This window comes from Paenibacillus mangrovi, assembly GCF_022898935.1.
GTDB classification, from domain to species: domain Bacteria; phylum Bacillota; class Bacilli; order Paenibacillales; family Paenibacillaceae; genus Paenibacillus_AQ; species Paenibacillus_AQ mangrovi.
The window spans coordinates 516,942-535,767 of record NZ_JALIRP010000003.1 but is presented as its reverse complement, the minus strand read 5'-3'; the positions used below and the strand labels follow the sequence as shown (position 1 = coordinate 535,767).

Below are 18,826 nucleotides of genomic sequence, written 5' to 3'. Positions count from 1 at the left end.
AAATGGGAAGAGTAAATTTTCGGACGCTATTCTTTAAGTGGAATGACCATGTTCCAGGTATCTGTGGCTTTCGCGAAGCCCTCGGGTGAATTGGACGTAGCTGCAAATAGATGAGTTGGGCGTCCGTCCTGGGTGAGCAGCTGCGGACGTTCTAAATTGCCTTGAATGGTTTCGGATCCGTTATCCCATCGAACTTTGCGGGAGTATGCAAGCGGTTCTTCGAATATATGCCATACGGCACCATCTTCAGAGTAAGCATGAATGCCCGCATGTTTTTCCCCGCATATCCCGCCATTCATATCCTTCATAATCATCTCGTATCGGCGCGCTTCTTGTGACCACCATACATAACCATCTTCAATATGGTCGTTTGTTTCGTCGAATCTAAAAATAGGTTCCTCGCACAATCTTTCATATGGGCCCTTATAATGGGGAGCCTTCGCAACACCTAACCGAAGTAAGTCATGCTGAGATCCTACTGCTTTATAGATCAGGAGGACGCTCCCATCCGGATGTATACAAGGAGCCGGATTCGTCGTCATCAGACTGTCCCATTTGCCGGGCATTGGAGAGAGTATGGGCTCATCACTGCGCTCCCATGGACCGAACACCGACTTGGATGTTGCAAGGCCAATACGCTGCCTGGCTCTTGCTTTAGCAGAGATCGGGTGATCAAGTGTACTGCCCGCCTGAATCGGATTGTGTTCGGGGCTTGGCATATCTTCCTCATATGTTGTTCCCATGTAGAACAGCAAATACATGCCGTTTACACGATGAATCGTAGGATTGTGAGTGACCCGGCCATCCCAATATTCGCTGCCGCGGGGAGGTAGTACAACCTCTGCGAACGTATAGGGCCCTTCCGGACGATCCGCTACGGCTCTGACGATTTCGGAATTGGTAGCCCAATGAGGCGTAAAGGGCAGTTTCTTGGACCAACGTGATGCAAACATATGATACCGGCCATCTTCCCCGCGGATCACTGAGCCGCACCACACCCAATAATCCTTCATCCTGAAGCCCCCTTCTGTAATCGCTGGGAGCAGTTTGTCATAAAACGTAGAGCGCATGCTTAGATTCATCCCCGTTCTCGTTACATTGCATCTCCTGTAATTGAGGGAGTTTAAAATTCTTTTTTAGTAACTCTCCATGATCATAATATAGTCGATGTGAATAATGATAGAAAGAATTAAATAATAATAAACTTTCTGTGCAAAAATTTACTATGATACGAGCTAGAAATAAAGTAATGTATATTTAGATGTCACCACATTTTACAGAGTGAACAAAACAGGAGGGATCCCACTTGAGTACACAGAAATATGGAGCTCCATTAGAAGGTTTTCCTGAATTCAGTAGAAAAGTAGCCGCAGAAGGCGCCGTACTGTTAAAAAATGAAGGACATGTGTTACCTATTCGCAATTCCGAAAACGTTTCAGTTTTTGGCCGGACGCAGGTGAATTATTATCGCAGCGGTACAGGATCGGGGGGCAGCGTCCATGTTACGCATACAACCAATCTGCTGGATGGTCTGCGGAGCAAAAAGAACATTAACGTCAACGAAGAGCTGGCGGTTGTATATGAAAAGTGGATTGAACAAAATCCTTTCGACAATGGCGGAGGTGGCTGGGCAGCTGAGCCTTGGCATCAAAAGGAAATGCCTCTGACCGATGAGCTGGTGGCCGAAGCCAGAAAAATCTCCTCCAAGGCGATCATAGTGATCGGCCGTACGGCGGGAGAAGATCAGGATAACGCGAGCAAGCCAGGCAGCTATCTGCTGACGGACGAAGAAAAAGCGATGCTGAAGCAGGTGACAGCTCATTTCGAGCAAACGATCGTTGTGCTGAATGTGTCCAACATTATCGATATGAGCTGGTTGAACGATGAAGGCTGCGTGCACCCGATTCCTTGCGTCATCTACGCTTGGCATGGCGGCATGGAAGGCGGCAATGCGATTGCCGACGTTCTGGCGGGAGAGGTAACACCGAGCGGCAAACTAACGGATACGATCGCTTATTCCATTGAAGATTATCCGTCGACCCGCAATTACGGCAATGAGTTTAGCAACTTATATGAGGAAGATATCTACGTAGGGTATCGCTATTTCGAGACATTCTGTCCGGAGCAGGTGCAGTTCGGATTTGGTTACGGCTTGTCTTATACCGAGTTCAGCATCAAGCCTGAGGAAGCCAAACGGATAACCAAAGACGGAGAAGAGTACCTTGAAATTGGCGTAACCGTAAAAAATATCGGAACTACCTTCGCAGGAAAAGAGGTCGTTCAGGTCTATGTCGAAGCGCCGCAAGGTAAGCTGGGCAAGCCAGCTAGAGCTTTGGCAGCATTCGGTAAGACCAAGGAACTGCAGCCAGGTGAATCCCAGCATCTGACCGTGAGCTTCCCTGTTCATGCCATGGCTTCTTATGATGACGCAGGCGTGACGGGATATCCTTCCGCATATGTACTGGAAGCCGGGACGTACCGTTTATTTGCAGGAAACAGTGTCAAAAGTCTGGCGGAAATCGGCGTCGAAGGACAGAACGGTTATGTAGTGAACGATCTCAAGGTCGTGGAGCAGCTGCAGGAGGCCATGGCGCCAACGGAAAGCTTTACGAGAATGAAGCCAGGCACACGAAAAGCGGATGGCTCCTATGAATTGACCTATGCCGAAGTGCCAACGCGCCAAATTTCCATGGCGGATCGCATTGAAAAAAATCTGCCACGGGCTTTGGAGCAAACCGGCGATCAGGGCTACAAATTAAAGGACGTGCATGAGGGAAAAGTCAGCATGGAGACCTTTATTGCGCAGCTCAGCGACCAGGATCTGGCGGTCATCGTCAGAGGAGAGGGCATGAGCAGTCCGCTCGTCACACCGGGTACGGCTTCAGCTTTTGGCGGGGTCAGCGACAGCCTGCTCCATTACGGCATTCCGGTTGCTTGTACGTCTGACGGCCCGTCTGGCATCCGGATGGATACTGGGCAGAAGGCGACGCAGGTTGCCATCGGAACTTTGCTTGCAGCTACGTGGAATACGGAACTGGTCGAAGAGCTGTATGTCCTGGAAGGCCAGGAACTGCTCGGCTACCATATCGATACCCTGCTTGGACCGGGGCTTAATATTCGCCGCAGTCCGCTCAATGGACGCAATTTTGAGTATTTTTCCGAAGATCCGCTGATTTCCGGAGAGTTCGCAACTGCATGCACGCGCGGGATCATGAAAGGCGGCTCCAATGCGACGCTGAAGCATTTCGCCTGCAATAATCAGGAAAAGCATCGCAGCAAAGTCAATGCCGTCGTATCCGAACGCGCCTTGCGGGAGATTTATTTGAAAGGCTTCGAGATCGCGGTAAAACAAGGCGGAGCCAATTCGATCATGACCTCCTATAATCCGGTGAACGGACATTGGGCGGCTTCGAACTATGATTTGAACACTACGATTCTTCGCGGGGAGTGGGGCTTCAAAGGTATCGTGATGACGGACTGGTGGGCTGTTATGAACGATGTGGTAAATGGAGGCCCTGCCGATCGGAAATATACAAACTGGATGGTCCGTGCGCAAAACGACCTGTACATGGTAGTCATGAACTACGGCGCGGAAACCAATGCGTGGGACGACAATACGTTGGAATCCCTGGAAAATGGTACGCTGACCCGCGGTGAACTGCAGCGCAGCGCCATTAATATTTGCGAATTTATCATGCACGCTCCTGTATTCTCCAGAAAGCCTGTGATCGAAGAAGCGGTTGCCGCGTTTACAGCCAATCCTTCTCTCTCGCCAGGGCAAGCGCAAGTTTTGTCCGATGACACGCAGGTGAAGCCTGTCGCAGCCGGATCAACGGTCGTGAAGGTGGATCAGGCCGGCGAATACCGGATCATTGTGCGCATCATGTCTCCGGAACCGGAGCTTGCGCAAAGCGCCTGCAACGTGACGATGAACGATCAGCCGCTGACGACCATTCAAACGAACGGTACAGATGGAAGATGGATTAAGCAGAGGCTGGTAAAAATCGGACTGGAAGCAGGTCTTTATGAGCTGAAGCTGGATTTCGTGAAACCGGGCCTACAGATCGAGTGGATTGAATTTAAACGAGTGTAGATATAGATATGTTTTTGTAGAACCCTGACTTACTAAAGTCGGGGTTTTTCATTTTTTAATGACTCTGGTGACAGGATCGCAGAAGGAGTATAGGTCAATAAATACATAAAACATCCACCCTTTTTCCTGGTTCTGATGTATTATTGTGGTATGGAATCGACGAAGTTTCGTAATTGAAACCTTTCCCCAGAAATTCATGTATTATAGGGTAAAAGTAACTTTCGAGGAGGCAGCTCATCATGGGAATCTTATCGAGGTTTAAGGATGTTATGAAGGTCAATATTAACTCGTTAATGGAGCGAGCGGAGGATCCTGAGAAGACTATTGATGAATATATGCGGAGCTTGAACAGTGACCTGGGAAAGGTAAAGGCGGAAACAGCCTCGCTGCTCACAAATGAGCGCCGAGCGAAAACAGCATTGGATGAATGCAGTGCCGAGATTAAGAAGCTGATGCGTTATGCCGAGAAGTCGGTCGAAGCGGGGAATGAGGACGATGCAAGGAAGTTCCTGGAGAGAAAGGCGCAGCTGGCCGGAAAGCTCAGCGAATTACAAGCGGCTTACGACCAGGCATCCTCGAACGCTGCAACCATGAAACAGATGCAGGATAAGCTTGTATCGGACATCGGACAGCTGGAAGCACGGCGTCTGGGGCTTAAAGGCAAGATGACCTTTGCGAAGATGCAGCAGAGCCTCAATTCGGGAAGCTCTTCTTCGGGAAAAGTTTCTTCCTCATTCTCTGCGATGGAAGAAAGAGTAAACCAGGCCTTGAATGAGGCGGAGGCTTTGGCCGAACTTAGAGCAGGAAAGAATGAGGACGATCTGGATGAGCTGATTGCGCAGCTCGAGAAGGATTCGAACAAAGAGCAGGATTAACTTCATTTCTAATTGAGGTGAGCAGATGCCGGTTATCGAATACAAATGTCAGAGCTGCGGCAGCGGCATGGTTTTTGACAGTGAAACAGAAACGTTATCCTGCCCCAGCTGCGGAAGAAAAGACAATATTGAACAAATCCCCGATCCTCTAAAACAGCAGGTATTCTCAGAAGATGAGGCTCGGGAGTATCATTGTACAAGCTGCGGAGCCGTCATTATGACTGATCCCGAGACGAGCGCAACGACCTGCAGCTTTTGCGGTTCCGCTGTTATTCTCAGCGACCGGCTAACCGGGAGTCTAGCTCCAGCGATGGTCATTCCTTTTTCGGTAAGCAAGGAAGAGGCGATGAAGGCTTTCAAGAAATGGTGCAGAAATGGCCTGCTAACGCCAAGCGGATTCATGACAGCGGATCGGATCAAGGGTATGACCGGGATCTATGTCCCTTTCTGGCTGTACGATTTAAATAACCAAGTTGAGGTTCATGCCCATGCTACGAAAGTAAGAATATACACGAGCGGTGACTATGAATACACGGAAACACAGCATTTTGACGTATACCGGAAGATCCGCTTGAACTATGTGAAGGTGCCGATTGATGCATCCGAGAAAATGAATGATGCGCTGATGGATAAATTGGAGCCTTTTCCTTATGAACATCTGAAAGAATTCAAAACGCCTTATCTTGCCGGTTACATTGCGGAAAAATACAGCTTTGACGATAAGGCGCTTTTCCCGCGGGTGAAGGATAAAATTAGGGAATATATTGATTCATATATTGCGTCAACCGTGTCAGGATATACCTCTGTCAGTTACACCGATAAGCAAATTGATACAACACCAAAACAAGCGAAATATTGCTTGTTCCCGGTATGGATGATCAACTATGACTTCCACAAATCTGATTATACGTTCGCCATGAACGGACAGACGGGCAAGGTTGTAGGCAAGCCTCCAATCAGTAAGGCGAAGGTGGCGGCATGGTTCGCAGGTGTTTTCGGCGTTTCTCTCCTGTCATTGAAGCTGATCTCATGGATGATGGGGGGAGGATTTTTGTGAAAAAGCATCGCTCTACCATGGCTGTGCTGGCCCTTCTGGTCATGTTCGCTGTTAATCTCGTCTTACCCGCCCAAGTGGTCAATGCCGCGGATGACAAACAGCTAATCTTCGACAACGCCCATCTGCTCAGCCAGGAAGAATACAGGGAACTGAATGCCATGGCCAACGAATACGGGGCCAAAAGAGAAACGGATATTATGATTCTTACTTCCACTAACCCTGAAGGTGCCGATGTCCAGAAAATGACGGAGAATTTTTATGACGAGCAAGCGCCCGGGTACGATAAACCTCATGGCAATGCCGTTATTTTAACGCTGGACATGTACCATCGGGAAACGTATCTGGCCGGGTTTTATAAAGGAGAACAGTACCTGGATGACGGCAGACTGAATAAAATACGGAACAAGATCACTCCGGATTTATCGAATGGTGATTACAAGCTTGCCTTCGAGCAGTATATAAAAACGACGTATAAATATATGGGCTTTAAACCCGGAGTGAACCCGGATAATATAATGTTCAATATCTGGTTTCAATTGGGAGGAGCCGCGGTTATTGGTGTGATCGTCGTCGGCATCATGGCTTACCGCTCTGGTGGCCGGGTTACGGTAAACGGGTGGACCTACGAGGATACCAGCACTTCGGGGATTCTGGACCATCAGGACCGGTATATTCGAACAACAACGACGAGACGGAAAATCGAAAAGAACACGAGCAGCGGCTCGGGAGGCGGCGGAACCACCAGTGGCGGCCATTCGCACAGCGGAAGCAGAGGATCATTTTAACGGAAGGGAAGGGATATCAATATGGGATTTTTCAAAAACCAATTTTCGAATGTCGTGGAATGGGAAGAATTCAGAGACGATATGATCTTTTGGAAGTGGAGCAACCGGGAGATCAAAAAAGGAAGTAAATTAATCATTCGTTCCGGACAAGATGCGATTTTCGTGAATAACGGAAAAATTGAAGGGATTTTTGAGGAAGAAGGGGAGTACAGCATCGACTCGGATATTATTCCGTTCCTCTCCACGCTCAAAGGATTTAAATTCGGCTTCAACAGCGGTATGAGGGTGGAAGTTCTATTCGTGAACACGAAAGAGTTTACGGTTAGATGGGGAACGCAGAATCCCGTGCTGATTCCAACGCCGCAGCTGCCGGGCGGCATGCCGATCCGCGCCAATGGTACGTTCAATTTTAAAGTGAATGATTACGTTACGCTCATCGATAAAATTGCTGGAATGAAAGACAGTTATCTCGTGGATGATGTCAAACTCCGCATTACTTCGGTGCTCGATCAGCTGCTCATGAAGTGGATTAGCAGAGAAGGGAAAGATATGTTCAATCTGCAGGCGAATGCTTTTGAAATTGCCAAAGGCATTCGTGAGGATCTCGATATGGAAGTCATGGGCCACGGCATGACGATTACAGGCTTCCAGGTGATGAGCTTCAATTATCCTAAGGAAATTCAGGATATGATCACGAAGACGGCTTCCCATGAAATGATCGGCAACTTGCAGAAATATCAGCAGGTAAGCATCACCGATGCGATGGCTTCCGGCAAATTGCAGGGCGGCGGCGCAGCCTCGGATATGGCGGGCATGATGATGGGCATGAACATGGCAAGCGAAATGATGAAAAATATGAACCAGAATCAAAAGCCTGCAGCTCAGAATGAGGCAGAATCTGCGGGTTCTGCCGGTTCTGGGGGCGGGAAAAAGCTTAACTTTTGCCCGAACTGCGGTGCAAAGAACGAAGGGGCGAATTTCTGTCCAAATTGCGGTCAGAAGTTAAGCTGATCGAATGCGGTCTCAATCGTATTGGTTAAACCAAACCAGTCCTATCAACTGAAGGACTGGTTTTTCTATGTCATCTCATAGTCCTACCTACTCGATTTCATTCACTGCCAAGTATGATAAGGTATTTTTCGTTATTGTGGAGCAGGACCACTGGATTCTCTCTTCACCAGTTTGGTAGGAAGAAGCATCTCTGTTAACGGCTCGTCGGGATGATTGATCCGCCAGAACAGCTGCTCAACCGCTTTTCGTCCATACAGCTTCAAATCCACATCCATCGTTGTAATCTGCGGCGTGGACACTTGGGATAAGTACCCGTTATCGAAGCTAACAACGGATACATCTTCCGGCACGCGGTATCCCAACTGCTGCAAAACCGAATTCAGTATAAAGCCAAGCCCGTCATTGACGCAAAACCACGCCGTTGGCAGCTCCTCGATCGATTTTATTTTCTCGAGCATATACGTCGCTTCTTCTTTGGCATCCTTGATGACCCAGGAGTCGTTAATCTCCAGTCCGAAATCATTCATCGCAAGCACAAAGCCTTCCCAGCGTTCATAATAACTCGGTGAAAATGACGTATTGGAAAAAATACCGATTTTCCGGTGGCCGAGTTCTGCCAAGTGGCGAATGACTTCATAAGCGCTAAAGCGGTTATTCGTCAGAATACAATCCGCATGGATAGAAGGATGGTGATGGTCGATCAGGACGGTTGGCACGCCGGTTCCTGTAATGGTGTTGATATAGTCAGTAGTGATGTGAGACAGGACCAAAACGCCGTCCACGGTTTGATTTTGCAAAAAAGTAGGGAGGCTCCGTTTTTCGGCCGCCTGTTTGCTGATCGACTGGATGATCAGGTTGCCCCCTCTTCTCACGGTCTCGCGCTCAATACTCAAATAAATTTCCCCGAAAAAGCTTTTCATTGAAAAAGCAAAATCCGAAGCGATCAGGGCGATTGTGCCTGTTAGCTCAGCTTCGGAAGCCCGCTTCTTCCGGCTTGGCGAATAGACATATCCCATTTGATGAGCTGTCTCGAGAATGATTTTCCGCGTTTCCTCGCTAACCCCGTCTTTCCCCGACAAGGCTTGGGATACTGAATTTTTAGATATATTGAGCCGCTCCGCAATATCCTGCATCGTTACTTTGTCTTTCATATGTACACCTCTATCTTTATTGGCCTGCATAAATTCGGTCCGTTTCTAGAAAAATATAGAAAGCTTGCTTCTCACTTACATTACAGTAAATTGTAACGTTACAAGAATCACAAGTAAAGTACCTTTTTATAAAAACATTATCTCACGAACAAAATAGTATTGACAAGATGTTTGTAATGTTAAATAATAAGGTTACACAAGCGCTTACAACATTATAATAATTACATTTTGTAACGTTACAGAAAAGATGACTTGTGGGTCAGAAATATTTATTTCAATCACTCGAGACAACATTTTGAGGAGGTCGACGATTTTGAAGAGAAAAAAAATTCTTGGGCTTATGGCTCTTGTGCTAGCGTTCTCCACCGTGCTTGCAGGCTGTGGTTCCAAAAAAGAAAGCGCAACACCAACACAAGATGGAGTAACGACCATTGAGTTTTGGGCGGCTTCGAACCCGACGCAGCAAGCGTTTTGGGAGAAAATGGCTAAGGACTATGAACAGGTAAATCCTAAAGTCAAAGTCAATGTCAGTGTAATCAAGGAATCCCCAAGCTCCGAAGCTAGTATTCAGGCGGCGATTGCGGGGGGAAGCGCTCCGACGATTTCAGAAAATATCAACCGCGGCTTCGCTGCTCAATTGGCTAACAGTAAAGCACTCGTTCCACTGGATACGCTGGACGGCTTTAACGATATCGTGACCAGCCGGAACATGAAAGATACGATCGAGCCATGGAAATTTGCTGACGGCCATCAATACGTGCTGCCGATTTACTCCAATGCGATGCTGTTTGGCTGGCGCCTTGATCTGCTTAAAGACCTTGGCTATACCGAGCCTCCAAAAACATACAGCGAAGTGCTTGAAGTCAATAAAAAGCTGAAAGCGAAGTATCCGGATAAATACTCCTGGGCTAAAGCCGATTTGGCAGACCCAACCGCTTGGAAAAGATGGTTTGACTTCTTCATGCTGTACGATGCAGCATCTGGCGGTAACAAATTCATTGAAGGCGACAAATTTGTGGGTGATGACAAAGCGGGTGTAGAAACGCTGAAATTTGTCGATGATCTTCGCAAAGACAAGGGTATTCTGGCTCAAAACGTTACAGATCCGTTCGAAACAGGAACAAGCTTGTTTATCGATTTGGGACCTTGGACATTTACGAACTGGGCTGAAAAATACCCAGAAATGAAATACAACCAAAACTATACGCTTAGCATGCCTCCAGTACCAGATGATGTTGACCCTAAAGATTCCAAAACATTCGCTGATACAAAAGGTCTGGTAATTTACGCGTCCGCTACAAAAGAACAACAGAAAGCTGCAATGGATTTCGTCAAGTGGGTATATTCCGATGCTAAACACGATGCTGAGTGGTTCCAACAAACAATGCTGCCACCTGCTCGTGATGACTTGACTACCAACGAAGCATTTAAAGAAATCCTGGACAAAAACCCGCAATTGAAGCCATACGCGGAAAATGTACCAAACGCGATTCCGCCAATGGATAATCCGAAATATAACGATCTGCAAACCATTATTGGACAAGAAGCATGGAATAAAGTCGTTCGTGGGGAAATTGATCCTGTTACCGGCTGGGCAAACATGAAGAAAGCGATTGAAGGGGAACTTCAATAATAGTGGGGGTCTTCTAAATGAAAGAAAATAATAACCGCTTGGGTTGGCTTTTTGCCAGCCCCTACCTTATTTATTCCATCGTATTTTTCCTACTTCCATTAATCTATTCATTTTATTTAGCTTTTACGAACTGGGATCTTATCGCCCCTACGTATGACTATGTTGGCTTTGACAATTTTGCAAAAGCGCTAAAATCGCCCGGGGTTCATGCGGCCTTCTGGGTAACTTACAAATTCATGGTGGTATTCATTCCGCTCGTGATTGTGATGTCGCTGGTGGTTGCGCTTCTAGTGCACAGCCTGCCACGGTTTAAAAGTGTATTTTTGATTGGCTTTTTTCTACCATATTTATCTTCTGGCGTCGTTTCGTCGCTGATTGTAAAAGGTTTATTATCCTATAACAGCCCTGTAAACACAGCGCTGCGTAGTATTGGAATTAATATCGACTGGCTTGGAACAGCTTGGTCGGCACTTCTGATTGTCGGATTAATTATGGCTTGGAAATTTACCGGATACTATGCGTTGATTCTAACGTCCGGATTGGAAAGTATAGATCATGAAGTTTACGAAGCTGCGGCCATCGATGGTGTAACCGGTCGCCAGCGCTTTTGGAAAATTACGCTTCCGCTCCTGTATCCTTCGATATATACAACGCTGATCTTGGCCTTCGGTGTAACCTTCGGTATTTTCACCGAGGTATACCAGCTGACTGGCGGCGGACCGAATTATGCAACAAACACATGGCAAATGGAAATCTACACCCAGGCATTTAAAAATCTGCAGGCTGGTTACGCGTCGGCAGTTGCACTGCTCGCAGCGTTCGCTACCTTTGTATCGATCTTCATTATCCGGAAACTGCTAGAAAAGTGGGGTGCGCGAAATGGTTGGAACTAAACGCAGCAACAACAAGCTGATAATCCGATACGTAATCGCCGGCATTCTTCTGCTGGTTATGGTGTACCCGTATTTATACATGGTGCTGAATTCATTTGCGGATTGGTCCCAGGTGGACAAGAAATTGATACCAACGGATTATTCGCTTAAATCGTATACCTGGCTGTTTACAGGAGGAGATTCGGGGATCACCCGTCCGTGGATTAACGCTTTTCTGAACAGCGTCATCGTGTCGCTTCTTTCGACCTTCCTGATGATGGCCTTCGGGGTCATGGTCGCTTATGCCCTCTCTAAGTTGAAATGGCGCGGGAGAGACACGGTCAACAACTTTATCATGTTTCATATGTTCTTTCCATCGATTATTTTGCTGATCCCAAGCTTTCTGATCGTTCAAAAGCTGGGCTGGTATGACTCATACTGGGCGCTGATTATTCCAAAAGGCGTCAGTCTGTGGGCGATTTTCATGTATACCAACTTCTTCAAGGCGGTTCCTACGGTATTTATCGAAGCGGCTAGGCTGGACGGGGCCAGTGATTTTAAAATCCTGTACAAAATCATGTTGCCAATGTCCAAGTCCATCACAACTGTCGTGTTCCTGTTCCTGCTGATGGAACGGTGGACGGAGCTGCTATGGGATATGATCATGGTCAGCAGCGATAATATGCTGACGCTCAATGTCCTGCTCTCGCAAATGTTTGGTCCTTACGGAACGTACCCAGGTCCGCTGTATGCAGGCTCGGTGCTGCTGACGGTGCCGATCATCATCATATTTATCATTTTCGGCAAGAACTTCCAGAAGGGCATGCAGGTCAGCTTGAAATAAGCGGTTTTGCTATGCATAAATAGCGCTGGAAATAGCTCGAAGAAGTAGCTATTTATGCCTAAGAAAGCGAGTTGAATGACATGGAAGAGCGGGAAATGCAGGACGGACTACGCTTATGGAGAAACACCGTATTTTATGAGATTTATATGCCGAGCTTCTGTGACGGGAACGGGGATGGAACCGGGGATTTCCGGGGACTCACCTCGAAGCTTGATTATTTGCAGGAACTCGGAATCGGGGGGATATGGCTTACGCCGTTTTACCCTTCCCCCCGGGTAGATAACGGTTATGATATTTCCGATTATTACGGGGTGGATCCGGATTACGGAACACTTGATGATTTTGACCAATTTGTCCGTGAAGCGCATCAGCGCGGAATTAAAATTATTGCCGATCTGGTGCTGAATCACACGTCCTCTGAGCATCCATGGTTTATCGAATCCCGTTCATCCCGGACTAGTCCGAAGCGGGATTGGTACATTTGGAAAGATGCCGTAAGCGGAAATAAGCCGAACAATTGGGAATCGTTCTTCGGTGGAACAGCATGGGAATGGGATGAGAAGACAGGGCAGTATTATTACCACGCTTTTGCCAAGGAACAGGTCGATTTGAATTGGGCTCATCCTGAAGTTCGGCAGGCGATGAAGGATGTCATGGCGTTCTGGCTGAACCGCGGCATCGACGGCTTCCGGCTTGATGTGATCAATTTCTTGAAGGTATCCGGAACTTTTCCAGATAATCCGTCCAGCGACTCCGGCGAGCAGGAGCACCTCTATGATCAAAATCAGGAGGGAATTCTGGAGACGATCCGAGAACTGTGCGATTTTGTCCGGTCTCAAAACAAGGATGCATTTATGGTCGGTGAAGTAGGGTCCGAGGATATGGAGATTCTCCGAAAATTCAGCGGAGGCGGCCTGCTCGACGTTGTCTTTAATTTCAATCTGGGCAGCCGCAAGAAGATAGATGCTGAGATTTTGTTTCAGGAAATAGAAAACATGGAGAAACTGCACGGAAATGACCAACTGCCGACGTTGTTCTTCGGCAGTCATGATATGCCGCGCCATATTTCAAGATTTTCCACAGGGGAAGAAGAGGCCGATGTACGCCGTGCCAAGCTGATCGCCACTTTCATGCTGACGGTCAAGGGAGTTCCTTTCATTTATTACGGTGATGAGATCGGAATCCGGGATTTCATTCCGGAGGATATCCGCGAGATGAGGGATATTCAGGGGCTGACGGCTTACCAGATAGCCAAAGAATCAGGGTTATCCGATACCGAAGCCTTTGAGGCGGCGATATTAAAAAGCCGCGATCATTCCCGAACGCCTATGCAGTGGGACGCTTCGACTTATGCCGGATTTTCGGAACGGGAGTCTTGGATTCCACTCAGCGCCTCCTTCCGGAACGTGCATGTAGAGAACCAGCGGGGGCAAAACGGATCGTTATTCGAATTTTACCGGTCCCTCATTAAGCTCCGTCGGGATCATTCTGCACTGCATGCAGGGGATTACACCATGATGCGGCAGGATGGCGAATGGATTGGCTATACGCTTCAGTCGGAAACGGAAAAAGTATTTGTATCTATCAATTTCGGAAGCAATCCTGCTTCCCCGATCCTGCCGGAAACCGAATCCGGGAAGTACCGGTTGTTGCTGACAAGTGCGGAAGAAGCCAGGGAGAATGACCGAAATCCATCGGTTGTTTATCCTTTAGAGGCCGCAATCTGGGTATGCGAATAACGGAAGATTTTATTAAGAGCAAATCATTGCTTTTTTAGGGGGATAAACGTGTTGAACCTGAAAAAAACCGACGTAAAAACTTGTAATGTGCTTCTGGAACAGTATTTAGTCAGCCGTGCCGGCAAATCTCCCGTTGCAGCGGAGAAGCTGATCTTTGATGGCGTTGGCCAAAAGGATGTATACAACATCACCGCTCCGTTTGAGGATGAAGGTGAAGCCGTGATTGCCGGCAGAGTGGAGTCCCGCGACAGCGAACACTCGGAAGTCGTTTTCTTCGTGGAAAGAGACGGAAAGTGGATTCCGCGGGAAGGAGCGCCGGTTCTGGTGCTTCAGGATCCGTTCCATACCCGTATCGGCGGCGAGCTGATTGTGGGAGGCGTACAGATTTTCCCTCATCCGGAGCAGGAAGGCGCCCTGATGTGGCGTACCGCCTTTTACCGGGGCGAAAAGATTGCCGATCTGAAGCTTTTCTTCACGGGCCCGGACGGCATGAAGGATCTGCGGCTGGTTGAGCTGCCTGATGGCGGTATCGGCGTGTTTACACGTCCACAGGGTGAAAAGGGAGGACGCGGCCAAATTGGATATTATCGCGCTGCATCCCTCGATGAGCTTTCCGTTCAGCATATTGAGGAAGCACCGCTGTTTAAGGGCCAATTCATCCCTGAAGAATGGGGAGGAGCCAATGAAGCCCATGTGCTGAAGAACGGCCTGATCGGGGTGCTCGGGCATACGGCATGTTTCGATGAGGCCGGCGACCGGCATTATTATCCGATGATTTTTGTACTCGACCCAAGCACGGGCAATATTTCCGATATGGAGCTGATTGCCATCCGCGACGACTTCCAGCCGGGGCCGGCGAAGCGTGACGACCTTCAGGACGTCGTGTTCAGCGGCGGGCTTGTACGTCAGGCGGGCGGTACAGCTGTTCTTTATGCGGGAATAAGCGATGCGGAAGCGCAGCGCCTCACTATACTCGATCCTTTTGCGAGATTTGAATCATAATAGTTTATACATCCAAGGAGCTTGATCACAATGAAAATTAATCGTTATGCAGAAAATCCGTTGATCACGCCGGCTGACGTCAAACCTCACCGGGAGGATTTTGAGGTTATCGGCGCATTTAATGCCGGTATTGCTGAGTATCAGGGGGAGACACTGATGCTGCTTAGAGTAGCGGAGCGCCCGCTCAGCGACGACCCTAATATCGTAAAAGCACCTGTATATAATGCACAAACTGGCGAACTTGAACTCATTCCTTTCCGTACGGACGATGATCGCTATGATTTCTCTGACCCGCGGGTGATCCGGAATAAGTCAAAGGGCGGCACTTTTGAATATTTGACATCCCTTTCCTACATCCGGATTGCAAGAAGCAAAGACGGTCACAACTTTACGGTGGATGAAAAGCCGTTTATTTATCCATCGAATGAACAGGAAACCTTCGGCATCGAGGATCCGCGCGTAACCCAAATCGGGGACACTTATTATATCTATTTTTCTGTGGTATCCCCGGTAGGGATCGGAGAATCGATGGTTTCGACTACCGATTTTGTGACAACCAAGCATCATGGCATGATATTTGGACCTGATAACAAAGACGTCCTTATCTTCCCTGAAAAGATCAACGGAAAGTATTATGCGCTGCATCGTCCAACGATGAAAAGCATCGGTAATCCGGAAATCTGGATTGCTGAATCCGATAATCTGCTGTATTGGGGCAATCACAAGCATCTGCTCGGTTTGAGAGACGGCATGTGGGACAGCGGCAGAATGGGCGGTGGAGCGGTTCCATTTAAAACCGAAAAAGGCTGGCTGGAACTGTATCACGGGGCGACCTTAGACCACAGATACTGCATGGGCGCCGTGTTGCTAGATTTGAATGATCCGACTCGCGTCATTGCCCGTTCTAGCAAACCGGTCATGGAGCCGGAGGCTGAGTACGAGAAACATGGATTTTTTGGAGATGTTGTGTTCTCCTGCGGAGCCATCGTTGAAGGCGATACGGTAAAAATGTTTTACGGCGTCGCGGACACATCCATGGCCTGCGCAGAGCTCAGCGTGAAGGAAATTTTGGACAGCCTCGAGTATGTTGAAGTTACAGTATAAATGCATTTGAACAAGAAACGCCAAACAACCCAGTTGTTTTGGCGTTTTCTTTCAGGGGGGGACATTATGATTATTAAAGACCATTGGAAACTGCGGGACTTCCGGATTGGGGAAGCCAGAGATTTGGAAGTCGCCTCTCCATTATTTGACGATTATTTTTGGATGGCGTCGGAAGTGCCAGGAGATGTTCATACAACCTTGATCCGTCATGGCTTGATCGATGATCCGTTCTACGGACACAATGATCAAAAATGCCGGTGGGTGGAGGATCGGATCTGGTGGTATCGCACCGTATTCACACTGGATGAAGTTCCTGGTCCGAATGAGAGAATGGAGCTTGTATTTGAAGGGCTCGACACCTTTGCTACCGTTTATTTGAATGGCGCCGAGCTTGGATCAACGGACAATATGTTTATCAGCCATACGTTTGAGGTAAGCCGCGAGCTGAAGCCTGGCAAAAACGTGATTGCCGTTAAGTTTGATCCGGTTCATGCCAAAGTAGGCGAGAAGGCCGTATCCACATACTGGTCCGGATTCAGCAAGGAACGGGTCTGGACCCGCAAAAATCAAAGCCACTATGGATGGGATTGGGGCCCTCGGCTGCTGTGTGCGGGAATTTGGAAGGAAGTCCGGCTTGAGAAGAGTCGCCATGCCAAGCTGGAGCATGTATATGCCCGGACTGCGGAAATCGGTACGGATCAGGCACTTGTCGACGTTTCTTTGGAGATCAAGGCTTGGGACTGCAAGAAAACCTACACCGCCTTTGTGGAGCTCATCGATGAGGAGAAAGGGGAAGCTGTGGCATCCGCGGAATTCAAGGTCGATTTGAGCCAAGGCTTCATGATGGACGGAGCTTCGATTGGAACCCGGATGACAGGCAGTACAAGGCTTGAAGTGGCTCAGCCCAAGCTTTGGTGGACTCATGATCTCGGGACGCCTTTTTTATACAAGCTGCAAATTACGGTGTCTGCTGACGGAGAGGCAATTGACAGCAGAAGTCAGATGTTCGGTGTCAGAAGTCTTGAGCTGAAGCTGCGGGATGATTCGGGCAACCCTACGTTTACTTTTGTGCTGAACGATGTCCCTGTATTCGCTAAAGGAGCCAATTGGATTCCGATTGACAGCTTTATTGCGGCTGTTCCGGACAGCAGATATTCACGGTTGATTCGCATGGCCCAGGGTGGCAACATGAATATGCTAAGAGTATGGGGCGGCGGGATCTATGAAAGAGATATTTTCTATGATGAATGCGACCGTCTGGGGATATTGGTATGGCAGGACTTTATGTTTGCCTGCGCGCTGTATCCGGACTATAACCGCAACTTTATGGACAATGTCCGCCGCGAGATCGAGCATGTAACCAAACGACTTCGCAGCCGGACCTGCTTGGCGCTGTGGTGCGGTAACAATGAGAACGATTGGCTGTACGAAGCGCTTCATTCCAGCGGTCAAATTCCGCATCCGTTTTACGGGGAGAAAATTTACCATGAAATGATGCCGGCTCTGCTGGAGAAGCTGGATCCGTCACGTACGTTCTGGCCGAGCTCGCCTTTTGGAGGGAATGACCACAACTCCCGCGATGAAGGTGATACGCATAATTGGCAGGTCTGGCACGGCAATATCGAACCTCGCGTCTTTGGCGAGCCTCAGCTTCAGGATTACAGCATAGAGGGATTGTCCTTTAAAAAATTTAAAGAAGACCATACGAAATTTGCCAGCGAGTTCGGCATGCACGCCTCATCAACCTTGTATACTCTCAAGCGGAATATCCCTGAATCGGAGCTCGTATGGGGCAGTACCGAAATGATGAACCGGAACAAGGATATCAACCACCTGAAGGGCATTATGCTGATGGAGGGCTATTCAGGGATTCCAAGCAATCTGGAGGAATACGTGAATTTCTCGATGCTTACCCAGGCTGAAGGGTTGAAATACGGCATCGAGCATTACCGCAGAAACAAACCGGAGACGAGCGGAGCGTTGTTCTGGCAGTTCAATGATTGCTGGCCTGGAACGAGCTGGTCGGTCATCGACTACTATGGCCTTCCGAAGGCGGCCTACCATTATGCGCGGAAGTTCTTTCATCCCGTGCTTCTGACAGCGGAGTATACGCCTGGAGACTCCCGTCTGATTCTGTGGGGGCTCAATGATACCCGGCAGACGGCTAAGCGGACTGCGGAAATCAAAGTATATGGCATAGACGGCCGCTGTGTGTATCATCGCTCCTATCCTGTCACCATCGATGCGGTGGGCAAGCAGCGCATCGCAGATATCACTTTGGAGGAACTGCTGCAAGACCTTGATCCGTCTCAGGCGGTATGCGTTATCCGGTGGGAATATGGAACAGGGGAGGACAATTTCTATTACTTCCTGGACCATAAAGATATGAACTTTGAACCAACTCGTCTAAATGTGCAGGTGAATCCGCAGGATAGCACGGTGACGGTTTCAGCGGCAGGTCATTTGGCACGAATGGTTAAGCTCGAGCTGGATGCGGAGTGGATCGAGTGGGAGGATAATTATTTTGATCTGCTTCCTGGGCAAAGCCGCACGTTGCACGTTAAACAGTTGGAGGGTAAGGATATTCCATGGTACACGCTACGTGTATCGGCGTTGAACGGGACCGCCAACTAATAACTAATGCGGAATACAGGAACAGC

General features: G+C 48.4%; 14 protein-coding genes. 12 read left to right on the top strand and 2 right to left on the bottom strand.

The features are described from left to right. Positions 1 to 26: 26 nt before the first annotated feature. A complete protein-coding gene (locus MUG84_RS10485; protein WP_244724848.1) occupies positions 27 to 1,013 on the bottom strand; it encodes a glycoside hydrolase family protein in 987 nt (328 codons plus the stop codon). Between the two features lie 293 nt (positions 1,014 to 1,306). Here MUG84_RS10485 and MUG84_RS10480 point away from each other — a divergent pair, with 293 nt between their 5' ends. The 5 genes from MUG84_RS10480 to MUG84_RS10460 all read left to right on the top strand — a co-directional run bounded on the left by MUG84_RS10480 (position 1,307) and on the right by MUG84_RS10460 (position 7,821). Continuing rightward, on the top strand, positions 1,307 to 4,093 hold the full coding sequence (locus MUG84_RS10480) for a glycoside hydrolase family 3 C-terminal domain-containing protein (protein WP_244724846.1): 2,787 nt from the start codon (positions 1,307 to 1,309) through the stop codon (positions 4,091 to 4,093). A 239-nt stretch (positions 4,094 to 4,332) separates the two neighbouring features. Continuing rightward, positions 4,333 to 4,968, top strand: coding sequence for a PspA/IM30 family protein (locus tag MUG84_RS10475; protein WP_244724843.1), 636 nt, complete (start codon positions 4,333 to 4,335; stop codon positions 4,966 to 4,968). Positions 4,969 to 4,993: 25 nt separating this feature from the next. Next, on the top strand, positions 4,994 to 6,025 hold the full coding sequence (locus MUG84_RS10470) for a TFIIB-type zinc ribbon-containing protein (protein ID WP_244724840.1): 1,032 nt from the start codon (positions 4,994 to 4,996) through the stop codon (positions 6,023 to 6,025). Beyond that, positions 6,022 to 6,810: a TPM domain-containing protein gene (locus MUG84_RS10465; protein ID WP_244724838.1), complete on the top strand. Its 789-nt coding sequence runs from the start codon at positions 6,022 to 6,024 to the stop codon at positions 6,808 to 6,810. Before MUG84_RS10470 ends, MUG84_RS10465 begins: the two co-directional genes overlap by 4 nt. 21 nt (positions 6,811 to 6,831) lie before the next feature. Further along, positions 6,832 to 7,821: an SPFH domain-containing protein gene (locus MUG84_RS10460; RefSeq protein WP_244724836.1), complete on the top strand. Its 990-nt coding sequence runs from the start codon at positions 6,832 to 6,834 to the stop codon at positions 7,819 to 7,821. Between the two features lie 131 nt (positions 7,822 to 7,952). Here the strand turns inward: MUG84_RS10460 and MUG84_RS10455 are convergent, their stop codons facing one another. Then, complete coding sequence (locus MUG84_RS10455) at positions 7,953 to 8,972, bottom strand: LacI family DNA-binding transcriptional regulator (protein WP_244724834.1); 1,020 nt, start codon at positions 8,970 to 8,972, stop codon at positions 7,953 to 7,955. A 313-nt stretch (positions 8,973 to 9,285) separates the two neighbouring features. Between MUG84_RS10455 and MUG84_RS10450 the strand changes: the two genes are divergently transcribed. The 7 genes from MUG84_RS10450 to MUG84_RS10420 all read left to right on the top strand — a co-directional run bounded on the left by MUG84_RS10450 (position 9,286) and on the right by MUG84_RS10420 (position 18,800). Then, positions 9,286 to 10,605: an ABC transporter substrate-binding protein gene (locus MUG84_RS10450; protein ID WP_244724832.1), complete on the top strand. Its 1,320-nt coding sequence runs from the start codon at positions 9,286 to 9,288 to the stop codon at positions 10,603 to 10,605. A gap of 17 nt (positions 10,606 to 10,622) precedes the next feature. Continuing rightward, positions 10,623 to 11,498, top strand: a complete 876-nt coding sequence (locus MUG84_RS10445; protein ID WP_244724830.1) for a carbohydrate ABC transporter permease — start codon at positions 10,623 to 10,625, stop codon at positions 11,496 to 11,498. Further along, a complete protein-coding gene (locus tag MUG84_RS10440; protein ID WP_244724825.1) occupies positions 11,485 to 12,321 on the top strand; it encodes a carbohydrate ABC transporter permease in 837 nt (278 codons plus the stop codon). The genes MUG84_RS10445 and MUG84_RS10440 overlap by 14 nt, the downstream gene beginning before the upstream one ends. An 80-nt stretch (positions 12,322 to 12,401) precedes the next feature. Continuing rightward, positions 12,402 to 14,060: an alpha-glucosidase gene (locus MUG84_RS10435; RefSeq protein WP_244724824.1), complete on the top strand. Its 1,659-nt coding sequence runs from the start codon at positions 12,402 to 12,404 to the stop codon at positions 14,058 to 14,060. Positions 14,061 to 14,111: 51 nt separating this feature from the next. Continuing rightward, positions 14,112 to 15,062: an MTP-1 family protein gene (locus MUG84_RS10430; protein ID WP_244724823.1), complete on the top strand. Its 951-nt coding sequence runs from the start codon at positions 14,112 to 14,114 to the stop codon at positions 15,060 to 15,062. A gap of 30 nt (positions 15,063 to 15,092) precedes the next feature. Beyond that, the gene (locus MUG84_RS10425; RefSeq protein ID WP_244724822.1) at positions 15,093 to 16,166 is read left to right on the top strand and encodes a BtaManbiosPhlase; all 1,074 of its coding nucleotides are present in this window, start codon (positions 15,093 to 15,095) and stop codon (positions 16,164 to 16,166) included. 66 nt (positions 16,167 to 16,232) lie between these two features. Next, positions 16,233 to 18,800: a beta-mannosidase gene (locus MUG84_RS10420; protein WP_244724820.1), complete on the top strand. Its 2,568-nt coding sequence runs from the start codon at positions 16,233 to 16,235 to the stop codon at positions 18,798 to 18,800. Positions 18,801 to 18,826 lie beyond the last annotated feature (26 nt).

What these genes read in the sequence shown, in the direction of transcription:
- MUG84_RS10475 (WP_244724843.1), top strand. Translation starts at nt 4,333, where the DNA reads ATGGGAATCTTATCGAGGTTTAAGGATGTTATGAAGGTCAATATTAAC.
- MUG84_RS10445 (WP_244724830.1), top strand. Translation starts at nt 10,623, where the DNA reads ATGAAAGAAAATAATAACCGCTTGGGTTGGCTTTTTGCCAGCCCCTAC.
- MUG84_RS10455 (WP_244724834.1), bottom strand. Translation starts at nt 8,972, where the DNA reads ATGAAAGACAAAGTAACGATGCAGGATATTGCGGAGCGGCTCAATATA.
- MUG84_RS10485 (WP_244724848.1), bottom strand. Translation starts at nt 1,013, where the DNA reads ATGAAGGATTATTGGGTGTGGTGCGGCTCAGTGATCCGCGGGGAAGAT.
- MUG84_RS10425 (WP_244724822.1), top strand. Translation starts at nt 15,093, where the DNA reads ATGAAAATTAATCGTTATGCAGAAAATCCGTTGATCACGCCGGCTGAC.
- MUG84_RS10420 (WP_244724820.1), top strand. Translation starts at nt 16,233, where the DNA reads ATGATTATTAAAGACCATTGGAAACTGCGGGACTTCCGGATTGGGGAA.
- MUG84_RS10460 (WP_244724836.1), top strand. Translation starts at nt 6,832, where the DNA reads ATGGGATTTTTCAAAAACCAATTTTCGAATGTCGTGGAATGGGAAGAA.
- MUG84_RS10470 (WP_244724840.1), top strand. Translation starts at nt 4,994, where the DNA reads ATGCCGGTTATCGAATACAAATGTCAGAGCTGCGGCAGCGGCATGGTT.
- MUG84_RS10435 (WP_244724824.1), top strand. Translation starts at nt 12,402, where the DNA reads ATGGAAGAGCGGGAAATGCAGGACGGACTACGCTTATGGAGAAACACC.
- MUG84_RS10440 (WP_244724825.1), top strand. Translation starts at nt 11,485, where the DNA reads ATGGTTGGAACTAAACGCAGCAACAACAAGCTGATAATCCGATACGTA.